The organism is Bradyrhizobium sp. URHA0013 (genome assembly GCF_000518345.1).
Classification (GTDB): domain Bacteria; phylum Pseudomonadota; class Alphaproteobacteria; order Rhizobiales; family Xanthobacteraceae; genus Bradyrhizobium.
In genome coordinates, this window is the sequence record NZ_KI912426.1 from 38,377 (window position 1) to 50,910 (window position 12,534).

General features: G+C 64.8%; 13 protein-coding genes. 9 read left to right on the forward strand and 4 right to left on the reverse strand.

Features of this window, described 5'->3' with window-relative positions:
• Nucleotides 1-58: 58 nt before the first annotated feature.
• From ggt to N551_RS0120785, 5 genes are all read left to right on the forward strand, one after another.
• Nucleotides 59-1,645 carry a gamma-glutamyltransferase gene (ggt, locus tag N551_RS0120765; protein ID WP_027568507.1) on the forward strand — a complete coding sequence of 529 codons (1,587 nt, stop codon included), beginning with the start codon at nucleotides 59-61 and terminating at the stop codon, nucleotides 1,643-1,645.
• A gap of 223 nt (nucleotides 1,646-1,868) precedes the next feature.
• The gene (locus N551_RS0120770) at nucleotides 1,869-2,432 is read left to right on the forward strand and encodes a (2Fe-2S)-binding protein (RefSeq protein ID WP_245287830.1); all 564 of its coding nucleotides are present in this window, start codon (nucleotides 1,869-1,871) and stop codon (nucleotides 2,430-2,432) included.
• Between the two features lie 4 nt (nucleotides 2,433-2,436).
• Entirely contained in the window at nucleotides 2,437-3,453 is a 1,017-nt protein-coding gene (locus N551_RS0120775; RefSeq protein WP_027568509.1) for a xanthine dehydrogenase family protein subunit M, read from the forward strand.
• 2 nt (nucleotides 3,454-3,455) lie between these two features.
• A complete protein-coding gene (locus N551_RS0120780) occupies nucleotides 3,456-5,747 on the forward strand; it encodes a xanthine dehydrogenase family protein molybdopterin-binding subunit (RefSeq protein WP_027568510.1) in 2,292 nt (763 codons plus the stop codon).
• Nucleotides 5,748-5,807: 60 nt separating this feature from the next.
• A complete protein-coding gene (locus N551_RS0120785; RefSeq protein ID WP_007606926.1) occupies nucleotides 5,808-6,272 on the forward strand; it encodes an FKBP-type peptidyl-prolyl cis-trans isomerase in 465 nt (154 codons plus the stop codon).
• A 68-nt stretch (nucleotides 6,273-6,340) separates the two neighbouring features.
• Here the strand turns inward: N551_RS0120785 and N551_RS0120790 are convergent, their stop codons facing one another.
• Nucleotides 6,341-6,559 carry a CsbD family protein gene (locus N551_RS0120790; protein ID WP_007606928.1) on the reverse strand — a complete coding sequence of 73 codons (219 nt, stop codon included), beginning with the start codon at nucleotides 6,557-6,559 and terminating at the stop codon, nucleotides 6,341-6,343.
• A 128-nt stretch (nucleotides 6,560-6,687) separates the two neighbouring features.
• On the opposite strand from N551_RS0120790, the gene N551_RS0120795 reads away from it, so the two are divergent.
• From N551_RS0120795 to N551_RS0120805, 3 genes are all read left to right on the forward strand, one after another.
• Nucleotides 6,688-7,200, forward strand: a complete 513-nt coding sequence (locus tag N551_RS0120795; protein WP_027568511.1) for a cupin domain-containing protein — start codon at nucleotides 6,688-6,690, stop codon at nucleotides 7,198-7,200.
• 132 nt (nucleotides 7,201-7,332) lie between these two features.
• Nucleotides 7,333-7,761: a VOC family protein gene (locus N551_RS0120800; protein ID WP_027568512.1), complete on the forward strand. Its 429-nt coding sequence runs from the start codon at nucleotides 7,333-7,335 to the stop codon at nucleotides 7,759-7,761.
• A gap of 42 nt (nucleotides 7,762-7,803) precedes the next feature.
• Nucleotides 7,804-8,292, forward strand: coding sequence for a VOC family protein (locus tag N551_RS0120805; protein WP_027568513.1), 489 nt, complete (start codon nucleotides 7,804-7,806; stop codon nucleotides 8,290-8,292).
• Between the two features lie 156 nt (nucleotides 8,293-8,448).
• On the opposite strand, the gene N551_RS0120810 is transcribed toward N551_RS0120805, so the two are convergent.
• Together N551_RS0120810 and N551_RS0120815 are read right to left on the reverse strand one after the other, a co-directional pair.
• Nucleotides 8,449-9,612: a hypothetical protein gene (locus N551_RS0120810; RefSeq protein WP_027568514.1), complete on the reverse strand. Its 1,164-nt coding sequence runs from the start codon at nucleotides 9,610-9,612 to the stop codon at nucleotides 8,449-8,451.
• A 2-nt stretch (nucleotides 9,613-9,614) separates the two neighbouring features.
• Entirely contained in the window at nucleotides 9,615-10,316 is a 702-nt protein-coding gene (locus N551_RS0120815; protein WP_027568515.1) for a FecR domain-containing protein, read from the reverse strand.
• A 51-nt stretch (nucleotides 10,317-10,367) separates the two neighbouring features.
• Here N551_RS0120815 and N551_RS0120820 point away from each other — a divergent pair, with 51 nt between their 5' ends.
• Nucleotides 10,368-11,798: a phospholipid carrier-dependent glycosyltransferase gene (locus N551_RS0120820; RefSeq protein ID WP_035961708.1), complete on the forward strand. Its 1,431-nt coding sequence runs from the start codon at nucleotides 10,368-10,370 to the stop codon at nucleotides 11,796-11,798.
• Nucleotides 11,799-11,856: 58 nt separating this feature from the next.
• Here the strand turns inward: N551_RS0120820 and N551_RS0120825 are convergent, their stop codons facing one another.
• Nucleotides 11,857-12,498 (reverse strand): OmpA family protein, encoded by a 642-nt coding sequence (locus N551_RS0120825; RefSeq protein ID WP_027568517.1) that lies wholly within the window; start codon nucleotides 12,496-12,498, stop codon nucleotides 11,857-11,859.
• Nucleotides 12,499-12,534: the final 36 nt, after the last annotated feature.

A 12,534-nucleotide genomic window follows, 5' to 3' on the forward strand; every position in this document is an offset into this window, starting at 1 on the left:
CCGGTTTTCCGAGCCGGCGCGCCATCCGCGCCATCCGCCCAATGAGAGCAAAGATTCGATGAGAAACTTCCATTTCCCCGGCAGGTCCACGGTCCACGCCACCAACGCGATGGTGGCGACCTCGCATCCGCAGGCGTCGCTCGCCGCGATCGAGGTGCTGCGCGAGGGCGGCACGGCGGTGGACGCGGCCGTCGCGGGTTCGGCCATTCTCGGCGTGATCGAGCCGCAATCGACCGGCATCGGCGGCGACTGCTTTGCGCTGATCCAGCCGCGCGGCGAGGGCAAGATCATCGCCTATAACGGCTCGGGGCGCGCGCCAAAGGCGGCTAACGCCGACTGGTATTTCGAGCGCAAGATCAACTCCGTGCCGCTGACCTCGGCGCATGCGGTCTCGATCCCCGGCGTGATAGACGCCTTTGCGACCGTTTTGCGCGATCACGGCAAGTTCGGATTCGACCGGCTGCTGCAGCCCGCGATCAAGGCGGCCGAAGAAGGCTACGTCGTCGCCCCTCGCATCGCCTTCGACTGGAAGAACCAGTTCGAGAAGCTGAAGGGTGGCACCAACACCGAGCGCTATCTGTTGCCGCACGGCAAGCCGCCGGTGGCCGGCGACGTCATCCGCCAGGCCGAGCTCGGCAAGACGCTGCGGGCGATCGCCAAGGACGGCCGCGACGCCTTCTACAAGGGCCCGATCGCGCAAGACATGGTGGAGACCCTGCGCGGAATCGGCGGCCTGCACACGCTCGACGATTTCGCCGCGCACACCACCGAGACGACGACGCCGATCGGCACCATGTACAAGGGCTACGACGTCTGGCAGTGTCCGCCGAACGGACCCGGCCTCACCATGCTGCTGATGTTGAACATCCTGTCGCGGTTCGACCTGACGAAATACGCGCCGCTCAGCATCGAGCGCTTCCACCTCGAAGCCGAGGCCGCGCGCATCGCCTACATGCACCGCGAGCTGCATGTCGCCGATCCCGAGCATATGCAGGTCGAGGTCGCCAAGATCCTCGCCAAGGAATACTGCAACGAGCACATCGACAAGATCCGCATGGACGGCATGCTCGACCTGCCGAACGTCGCGCCGCCGATGAATCCCTCGACCATCTACATCACCGTCGTGGACAAGGACCGCAACGTCTGCTCGTTCATCAACTCGGTCGCGCATTCCTTCGGCTCGGCGATCGTCTCGAACAAGACCGGGGTTCTGCTCCAGAACCGCGCGGGCGGCTTCCGCATCCAGCCCGGCCATCCGAATTGCATCGCCGGCGGCAAGCGCCCGCTGCACACGATCATGCCGAGCCTGCTCACCAAGGGCGGCCGCTCCGTGATGCCGTTCGCGGTGATGGGCGGACAATATCAGCCGGTTGGCCAGACCCATGTCGTAACCAACATCCTCGATTATGGCTGCGACGTGCAGGAGGCGATCGATATGCCGCGCGGCCTGCATTACGAAGGCCAGTACCAGCTCGAGGACAGCGTGCCGGCCAATATCGTCGAAGGCCTGAAGAAGCTCGGCCACAAGACCACCAGCGTCGTTAGTCCGCTCGGCGGCGCGCAGGCGATCTGGATCGACTGGGACAAGGGCACGCTCACCGGCGGTTCCGATCCGCGCAAGGATGGTTGCGCGCTCGGATATTGACCCCCGCGGGACGGAGCTCCCCGCGCAAGATCAGGAAAAGTTGACGCAGGGGCGACGCGGCATTTGCTGCGTCGCCCTTTCTCGTTCGGAACGGAGTTCATTGCTTCAGGTTAAGGGCCGATGAGCGGTGCAGGCGTGCGCTGCTTTTGCTCCAAGCGGCGGAGGCCCTCCCATGTCGGAAAAACCAGGTTCCGGACCGTCCGGATTCGATCGGCGCGCGTTCATGGCCGGCGCCGCCGGCACTGCGCTGGTCCCCATGACGGCGCGCGCGGCCGCGCAGGATGCGAGCGCGTCGACCGCCCAGGATCCGGTGCTTCCTGTCGATGTCACGCTGCGGGTCAATGGCAAGGACAAGCGCCTGCACATCGACGCGCGCACGACGGTGCTCGACGCGCTGCGGGAGCATCTCAAGCTCACCGGCAGCAAAAAGGGCTGCGACCACGGTCAATGTGGTGCCTGCACGGTTCTGATCGACGATCGACGCGTGGTGTCGTGCCTGACGCTCGCCCTCGCCGCCGAGGGGCAGGAGATCACCACGATCGAAGGCCTTGCCACCGACGATCATCTGCATCCGATGCAGCAGGCTTTCGTCGACAACGACGCGTTTCAATGCGGCTATTGTACGCCGGGCCAGATCATGTCCGCCGTGGCCTGCGTCAAGGAGGGGCATGCGGGCAGCGAGGCCGACATCCGCGAATACATGAGCGGCAACATCTGCCGCTGCGCCGCCTACCCCAATATCGTCGCCGCCGTGAAGCAGGCCGCGCCCGAGATCATGAAAGGCTAGGCGCATGCGACCGTTTTCGTATCAAAGGGCAACAGACCCCGACATGGCCGTGCAGGTGCTCAGCGCTGCCGCGGCCGCGAACAATCCGCTGACCAAGGCTACGGCGCAGCCGCTCGCGGGCGGCACCACGCTGATCGACCTGATGAAGCTGGACGTGATGCGGCCCGCGGCGATTGTCGATATCAGTCCGCTGGCGCGGGGCTGGTCGGCGATCGAGCCCGGCAGTGATGGCTTACGGCTGGGCGCGCTCGCCAAGATGTCGGACGTGGCCGCGCATGCCGAGATCCAGCGCCACTATCCGGTGATCGCGAATTCCCTGCAGCTCGCCGCCAGCGCCCAGCTGCGCAATATGGCGACCCTCGGCGGCAATGTGATGCAGCGAACGCGTTGCAGCTATTTCCGTGATGTCTCCTATGAGAATTGCAACAAGCGCAATCCTGGCTCGGGCTGTGCCGCCATGGATGGCGTCAATCGCATGCATGCGGTGCTGGGTACGTCCGATCAGTGCATCGCGACCTATCCCGGCGATTTCGCCCAGGCGTTGATCGCGCTCGATGCGATGGTCGAGATCACCGGCAGGTCCGGTGCGCGCAGCCTGCCGTTCGCAGATTTGCACAAGGCGCCCGGCAACACGCCCGACATCGAGACCACGCTTCGGCCCGGTGAGCTGATCTCTGCGTTCTCCATTCACGGCCGCTGGCCGCGCTCGGTATATCTCAAGGCGCGCGACCGGCAGTCCTACGAGTTCGCGCTGTCGTCGGCTGCGGTCGCGCTCGACGTGCAGGACGGCACGATCAGGGACGCGCGTGTCGCGCTCGGCGGCGTCGCCACCGTGCCGTGGCGGGCCCGCGAGGCGGAGGCGCTGCTGAAGGGACAGAAATTCGACGACGGTCTGACGAAGCGTGTGGCCGATGCCGCGTTTGCGGACGCCAGGGGCCGCCGGCACAACAGCTTCAAGATCGCGCTCGGCAAGCGCGTGGTGGCGCGCGCGCTCCAGCAGGCCGTAACGATGGAGATCTGATCATGACCGCTGCAGCTCCCGAGCCGAAGGCAAACATGGGCCGGCCCGTGCCGCGCTATGATGCGGCCGCAAAGGTCACGGGCCGGGCGACATATGCGTCCGACATGCCGCTCGACAATCCTGCCTACGCATTCCTGGTCACCAGCGCCATCGCCAAGGGCCGCATCGACAGTTTCGATCTCGACGATGCCAGGCGGGTCCGCGGCGTGATCGACATCGTCACGCACGAGAACGCTCCGAAGCTGAAGGAATCGAAACTGTTCAGCAATGGCGGCTATGCCGGCACCACGATCCAGCCGCTGAAATCGGCCGACATCGCCCATGACGGCCAGATCATCGCCGTCGTCATCGCCGAGAGTTACGAGACGGCGCGCGAGGCCGCCAATCGCGTCAAGGTCAGCTACACGGCCGTGGCGCCGAGTGCGAGCTTCGACTCGCCGGGGACCACCACGGCAGCGGCAAAGGGACAGAACGCACAGTTCAAGGAAGACCCGGAGGTCGGCGATTTCGCCAAGGCGTTCGACGCGGCCGAGGTCAAGCTCACCGCCTCCTATGAAACGCCGACCCAGCACCACAATCCGATGGAGCTGTTTACGACGAGCTGCGCCTGGATGGGCGACGAGCTCGTCATCTACGAGGGCAGCCAGTATGTCTACGGCCTGAAGAACGGTGTCGCCGAGCAGCTCGGCATCGACGCCGACAAGGTCCGTGTCGTCAATCCCTATGTCGGCGGCGGCTTTGGTTCGCGCGGCTCGATGACGCCGCGGACCGCCATCATCGCCAGCATTGCCAAACGCCTGAACCGGCCGATCAAGCTGGTGCCGACCCGCGACCAGGGCTTCACCATCGCGACCCACCGCGCCGAGACGCGCCATGAGATCAGGCTTGGTGCGGGTCGGAACGGCAAGCTGGTGGCCTTGAGGCACGACGGCGCGGAGGTTTCGTCGCGTCCGGATGCCTATTGCGTCGGCGGCACCAAGACCACGACGCGGCTCTATGCCTGCCCGAACGTCGCCAGTCTGGTCTCGATCGTGCGCGCCGACCGCAACACGCCGGGCTTCATGCGTTCACCGCCCGAGGTGCCGTATCTCTTCGCGCTGGAGAGCGCGATGGACGAGCTCGCGGTGAAGCTGAACATGGACCCCGTCGAGCTCCGCCGCATCAACGACACCACCGTCGAGCCGATCGGCGGCAAGCCCTATACATCGCGGTCATTGATGGCGTGCTTCGACGAGGCCGCGAAGGCGTTCGGCTGGTCGCAGCGTTCGCCGCAGCCGAAATCGATGTCGGACGGCGACTGGCTGGTCGGCTATGGCTGTGCCGCCACCTGCTATCCGACGCAGATGGCGCCCTCTGCCGCGCGCGTTCGCCTCCAGCGTGACGGCCGTACCCGGGTCGAGATCGCCGGCCACGAGATCGGCACGGGTGCGTATACCGTCATCGCCCAGACCGCGGCCGAGCGGCTCGGCGTGCCCCTGGAGAAGGTCGCGGTCTTCCTGGGTGACAGCGATCTGCCGCCGGCGCCTGTTGCCGGCGGTTCGAACTCGACTGCCAGCACCTGCTCGGCGGTGATGATGGTGTGCGACCGGATTCGCCAAAGGCTGTTCAAGGCCGTGATGCCGAGCGACAGTCTCGCCGACAAGGCCAAGGAGACTGTCGGCATCAGCCAGGCGCCGAGCACGCAGGCCGCGCAGAGCGATCGTCCACTCGATCTCGAGAAGGCCTTCGACGCGCTCGGCGTCGGTATCGTCGAGGAATATGGCGAGTGGAAGCCCGAGGGCGCGCCGCTGGATTCCTTCACGGCCATGCACAACGGGCACGCGCGGCTCGTCGGTGGCCATCAGATGAAGGACAAGATCGCCTATGCCTTCGGTGCCGAGTTCGTCGAAGTCCGCATCAACCGCTTTACCCATGAAATTCGTGCGCCGCGGCTGGTGGGAGCGTTCGCGGCGGGCCGCATCATGAATCCGCGCACGGCGCGCAGCCAGCTCATGGGCGGCCTGATCTGGGGCATGTCCTCGGCGCTGCTGGAGGCCACCGAGATCGACGAGCGCAATGCGCGCTACGTCAACGACAATCTTGCGGACTATCTGGTGCCCGTGAATGCCGACGTGCCCGGCGTCGAGGTGATTCTGCTTTCCGAGCAGGACGATCACATCAACCCGGCAGGCGTGAAGGGTCTCGGCGAGCTCGCCAATGTCGGCACCAATGCGGCGATCTGCAATGCGATCTATCACGCCACCGGCCAGCGCATCCGCAAGCTGCCCGTGCGGCTCGAAAATATCGAGGTGTGAGGGGTGGAAACGGCGTCGGCGTTGCGCTAGACACCTTGCGCCTCAAACGGAAGGTCTCTTATGCAGCGTTTACAGCGCGTGCTCCTCGCCATCATGTCGGCACTCGCGATCACCGTGATCGCCGGCGTGTCCGATTTCGTTTCCACCACGGCCTCGGCCCAGACCGCAGGGAAGACCATGACCACAGCTTCAGGTTTGCAGATCACCGACAGCGTCGCCGGCACCGGCGCTTCACCCAAGCCCGGCCAGATCTGCGTGATGCACTACACCGGCTGGCTCTACGAGAACGGCCAGAAGGGCAAGAAATTCGACTCGTCGGTCGACCGCAACGAGCCGTTCGAATTCCCGATCGGCAAGGGCCGCGTCATCGCCGGCTGGGACGAGGGCGTTGCCTCCATGAAGGTCGGCGGCAAGCGCACGCTGATCATTCCACCGCAACTCGGCTATGGCGCCCGCGGCGCAGGCGGCGTGATCCCGCCGAACGCGACGCTGATGTTCGACGTGGAATTGCTCGGGGTGAAGTAAGCCCGCAAACAAAAAGACCGGCCTCTCGGCCGGTCTTTTCGCTTTCAATGCGACGGTGTCATCTCGTCTTATTCCGTCGCGCGCTTGGCTGCGGCCGCGGCGCGATCGACCGCGTCCTTCGCGGCATCCTTGGCGTCGCCCATGGCCTGCTGGCCCTTGCCCTTCACTTCCTGGACCGCACCTTCACCTTTCAGGCGCTCGGACCCGGTGGCTTCACCGACGCCCTGCTTGGCCTTGCCCATTGCCTCGTTTGCGGTGCCCTTGATCTTGTCGGTCGTGCTACCCATGAAACTCTCCTCGCGTTTTGCTCGCTAGGACAACGTCCGACGGCTATGAGGGTTCCGATTTTGTTATGGCTCGATGTCGCGGCTTTGGGTTAGTTTGCCGCACACGGAACCAACAGAAAGCAAGTCTCATGACCGGCCATGACCATTCGCATTCCCACCATGACCACGATCACGACGATCGCTGGAAACATGACGGCGTGCGCGTCATTCCCGGCAACCAGCTCGATACCAATGTGCCGTCGACGGCGGGCATGGACCGCGCGGCCGCGATCAATTTCGCGCGCGTCGGTGCGCAGAAATTGTGGGCGGGCACGGTCAGCATCAAGCCCGACGCCAAGACCGGCGCGCATCACCATGGCCATCTCGAAAGCGTCATCTACGTGGTGAAGGGCAAGGCGCGGATGCGCTGGGGCGAGAGCCTGCAATTCACCGCGGAAGCCGGCCCCGGCGACTTCATTTTCGTCCCGCCCTATGTGCCGCATCAGGAGATCAACGCCAGCCCGGACGAGGTGCTGGAATGCGTCCTGGTGCGCAGCGATGGCGAGGCGGTCGCGGTCAACCTCGACATCGAGCCGGTCGAGAAGCCCGAGACCGTGCTGTGGGTCGATCCCATTCACCGCGACCCGAACGAGAAGAAGTGAGGAGCGCCTGAAAGCCAGCGGGTTCTGTGCGACAGAACCTCGCAGGTAAGGGTCCAAAAAAAGATCCGGAAGCCGTGTCGGATCGCCGCTTGGCCGTCCGTCCTTGGGCAGAACCCCGCCCAAGGAGCTCCGATGCCCAGGATGATTTTCCTCAATCTGCCCGTGACCGACCTCAAGCGCGCCACTGCCTTTTACGAGGCGGTCGGTGCGACCAGGAACCCGCAATTCAGCGACGACACGGCGAGCTGCATGGTCTTTTCCGAGACCATCTACGCGATGCTGACGACCCACGAAAAATTCCGTCAGTTCACGCCGAAGCCGATCTCGGATGCAAAGACCTCAAACCAGGCGCTGTTCTGCCTGTCCGCGGACAGCCGGACCGAGGTCGACGATATCGTCAGCAGGGCCGGGGCTGCAGGCGGGGTCGCCGATCCCAGCCCGAAGGACGAATACAGTTTCATGTACGGCCGCAGCTTCGAGGATCCGGACGGCCACATGTGGGGCGTGAACTGGATGGACATGGCAGCCTTCGCGGCGCAGTCCGACATGGCGAACGCCTGATCTGAGCCCACGACAGCAAGAATCTGAAGAGGAGCATTCACGATGTCCAAGCTCGTGCCCTGCATGTGGTTCAACGGCGATGCCGAGGAAGCCGCGAAGTTCTACGTCTCGCTCGTGCCGAATTCGGCGATCACGCATGTTCAGCGCAACGTTTCAGATGGCCCGTCCGGCAAGGAAGGCTCCGTGCTCGTCGTCGAGTTCTCGGTGGCGGGACAGTCCCTGGTCGCGCTCAACGGCGGCATGAAAATGGAATACACCCACGCGATCTCGCTGATGATCCATTGCGACGATCAGGCCCAGGTCGACAGCGTCTGGAATGCGTTCCTGGCCCATGGCGGCAAGGAAGAGCAGTGCGGCTGGCTCAGGGATCGCTGGGGCGTGGCTTGGCAGGTCGTGCCGAAGGTGATGTTCGAATTCCTCTCCAGCCCCGACAAGGCGGCTGCCGCACGCGCGATGCAGGCCATGATGAAGATGGTCAAGCTGGACGTGGAAACCTTGCGCCGCGCGTTCGAGGGCAAGTCGGCGGCGTGAAGGGCGTGCCCTTGCCACATACTCACTGTCGTCGCCCGGCTTGACCGGGCGATCCAGTACGCCGAGACGGCCGTTGGTCAATCGATAGGCCGCGGCGTACTGGATGCCCCGGTCGAGCCGGAGCATGACAGCGGAATTTGAGGCGAAAGCCCGCCGCTAATAATTGATCCGCAGCCCCACGCCGCCATGGATGGTGTTGCCGACCGGCTGCGGGCCGAGCGTGCCGTTGGCGAACAGGTCGACGATCCAGCCCTTCTGCACGCGGAAGCCGAGCCGGCCGCCATATTCGAACCAGCCCTGGTTGCCCATGGTCGGCACCACCACACCGTCGCCGGTCACGGTGGCGACGATGCCGCTATGGGCAGCGAATGACTGCACCCAGCCGCCGTTGATGTTGGCCTCGATATTGCTGCCGTAGAGATGCGTCCACTGGCCCCCGATCTTGACCAGGCTGGTGCGGTCGGTGCCGGTCGCGATGCTGGCGTCGAACGGATTGAACGCCACTGCGCTGTCGGTGTAGCCCGAGACGCGCTGCCAGAGCTGCCAGACCTCGATCGAGGCGGCGACCTCGTCGCGGGGCGACACGCGGCTTATCCAGCCGGCGCGGCCGTAGACGGCGTAGTTCGCGGCGTTGGTCGAACTCGTGACGCTCACCGGGCCGAGGCTGGTGTTGTAGCTGCGGGTGTAGCGCGCCTTCTCCCACGGCGTCAGGATCGTGCCGACGTCGAAGAACGGGCGCGACGAGCCCCAGTCGGTGAAGTCATAGCGCAGCGCGAATGCGCCGATCGGCGCGCTGGTGATGTTGTAGCCGCCTTCGCTGTATTGCGTGTAGGCGATGCCGGCGAGCAGCGACAGATTGTTGGTCAGCTCCTTGCGGCCGTGGATGCCGGCCGAGAACGAGCCGGCGGAGCCGAACGCGCTGACGCAGTTGCTGCAATTGACCTGCTCGTTGACGCCGAGCAGCACCGTGCCGAGCACCCGGTTGGTGATCATCTGGTTGAAGCGCTGATTGGCAAGGCCGCCGATCGAGCCGCCGCTGGAATCCGCGCCGGTCGGTGTCGGCGTCGGGCTCGGCGAGGAGGACGGGTAAGGGCTCGGCGACGATGACGGGTAGGGGCTGGGCGAGGGCGAGGGGCTGTAGGTCGGCGTCGGCGAGGGGGAATAGCTCGGCGCCGGGGTTGGCGTCGGCCCTCCGCACTCGGACTCGCAAATCGTAGCGGCCGCCGCCGGACGGGCATCGACCGCGACAAACGCAAACGCAGCCACGGCGGTCAGCACGCTCGCGAGCGTGAAGCGCATGACGTTGGTGGATATCGCCATCTTCAGCGTCCGCACAGCATGCCGTCGTCATGGACGGCGGGCGTGATGGTCGGCGATGCGTCCGCATATTGGTTGACCGCGCACAGTCCCGCGCTCGCGGCGCAGGTCGCGGCAAAGGTCCAGGGCGGCGTGTTGGTTTTGCTGATAGAGACCTTGCCGCCGGTCGAGGTGATGATTGCGGTGTCGCCGGGCTGGGTGAGCTGCACGCATTGTTGGCTCGTCGTGCAGACACTGGCGGCCCCGTCCTGCAGCACGACGACCGAGCGGCCGCGCTGGGACAGGATATCGAGTGTGGTTCCGCGCACGCCGATGGTCGCGAGCGGGGTCGTGATCTTGTAGGCGGTCTTCTCGGAATGCCCGGTGACGAAACGGAATGCGCCAGTCGTCATGCGGATTGCGACGTCGCGATAGCTGTGCTCGTCGTTGAAGACGGTGCGGTCGAGCTTGAGCGTCGCGCTCGGACCGAGCGACAGATTGGTGCTGTCGGCCATCACGAAGCGCGCCGCGCTGCCGGCGCCGGTGCGCACGGTCTCGTCCCGCAGCATGCTGTCGCCGACGCTGATCGGCGTCGTTGTCGCGGCGACGCGAACGACTTCATTCTGGATCACGACGGCTTCACCGACGCGCGTCTGCGCCTGCGCGCAAGGGGCCACGCACAAGGCGGTCGAGAAGAGCGTGGAGAAAAGCCAGAAACGCAAATTCATTTCGCAACCGATCGATGTGTCCCTGATCGTACCGGATCAGGCGCGCTTGCGATGTGGCGGAATTATCACAAGCAGCGCGAGACCTGCGTTATGCTTAGTGACAGTTGCGGCAGAATGCGTTCAATGAAAACCGCGATCTCTATTATTCTCCGCGGTGACGCAAATTTGCCACGCAAAATATCCCCACAAATGCGCCTCGACTTGCCGGCGGTTCCGAAGGTGTCGCGGAGCGCAGTGATTGCTGTCGCGATTTTCCTGGTCGCGCATCTCGCACTGCTGATAGGCCTCACGACGCCGGAGAAGTTCGTCTTCGACGAAGTGCACTACGTGCCGGCGGCGCGGCAGATGCTGGCGCCAGCGATGTCGCAACCGATGCTCAATCCGATGCATCCACCATTGGCGAAAGAGCTTATCGCGCTATCGATCGCGACCTTCGGCGACAGCGCGCTGGGCTGGCGCTATCCCGCGGCGTTGTTCGGCGCCCTCGCGATCGTCGCGATCTACCTGTGCGGCCTCGCGCTGTTCGCCGCGCAAGGGCCTGCGATCGCCGCTGCGCTGATCGCCGGCTGCAACCAGATGCTGTACGTGCAGGCGCGCATCGCGATGCTCGACATTTTTGCACTCGGCTTCGGCCTGCTCGCGATTGCCGCCTTCATGCACGGGTTTCGAAAGGACCGGCCTCACGCATTGTTCGCGGCTGCCGGCAGCTTGTTCGGCTGCGCTGCGGCCTGCAAATGGAGCGGCCTGTTTCCGCTCGGAATCTGCATCGTCATCGTCGCGGTGATCCGCCTGATGCAGGGCTGGCACACTATGTTTGCCGACGCGAAGCCGGGGGATTGGTACCGGCCCGATCTCTGGCCCGACTTCAGATTACATCACGTCGTGCTCTGCTTCATCGTCCTGCCCGCGGCGACATATCTTGCGGCTTTCGTCCCGCTCTATGGCGCGTCGCTGCCGGATCTGGTCGAGGCGCAGCGCCGGATCTTCGCCGACAACACCACCACTGCCATCGCCGGCCACACTTATATGAGCGCGTGGCCGTCATGGCCGCTGCTCGCGCGCCCGGTGTGGTTCCTGTTCGACAAGGGCGCGGACGACAATGTCTCCGCGGTCGTTTTCCTCGGCAACCCCCTGGCGCTGTGGCCGGCGCTGCTCGCGCTCGCCGTCGTGCTGCGCGACTTCGTCGTCGCGCGTCGCCGGGATACGTTCCTGATCGCGGTCTTCTATTTCGGATCCTGGCTCGCCTGGGCGTTGCTGCCGCGCACGCTCGCTTTCATCTATTACTATCTGCCGGCCGCGACGGTGGCGTCGCTCGCGCTGGTGTACGTGCTGCGCCGGGACGGTCTGCCACGCTGGCTGTTGTGGGCCTACGTCGCGGTCGCGGCAGCAGGCTTTGCCGCCATGCTGCCGATCTCGGCGGCCTTCGTCGGCACGTCGATGCAGACCTTCAACCGGCTGATGCTTTTCCAAAGCTGGATATGACATCGCCGCCTGCCGGGGGGAACGGCAGGCGGCGTTTTTATGGGCGATGACCTGGGAATTACTTCGACGCGGTCTTGGTGTCCATGTTCACGACCTGGACGCGGCGGTTGATCGGGTCGGCGCCGTTGGCGGTGTCCTTCAGCTTGGTCTTGCCGTAGCCGACGGTGACGAGATCGGTGCCGGTGAGGCCGTAGTTCTGCACCAAATATTTCTTGATGGTGTCGGCTCGCCGCTCGGAGAGCCCCTGATTGTATCCCTCCGTGCCGACCGCATCGGTGTGGCCGGCGACCACGAAGGTCGAGCCCTTCAGCGAGGGATCGGACAGCGCCTTGCCGAGCGCCTGCACCGACGGCACCGACGTCTTGGCGATGTCGGCCGAGTTGTAGTCGAACTGGATCTCCAGATCGATCTTCGGCTTGGTCGCGGCGAGCTCGGCAATCTGCTCGCGCTCGCCCGTCGACAACGACCGCGTCGAGCGGTTGCGCACGGTGTTCAGGAACGTCGATTCCTTGGCCTGCACCGCCGGATCGACCTGCGGACCTGCGGACAGGCCGCGGGTCGTCGACTTCGGCTTCAATGCATCCAGGATCTGGTTGGTCGAGACATTGCCGTCGCCGGCCATGGCCAAGCCGGCCGTCATCGACAGAACTGCCGAGAGGGTAATCGCCTTCAGTGCAAAAGACTTATTGAAACGGGTCATGGTCGTATCCTCGTTGTGACGCCTGATGGCTATTTG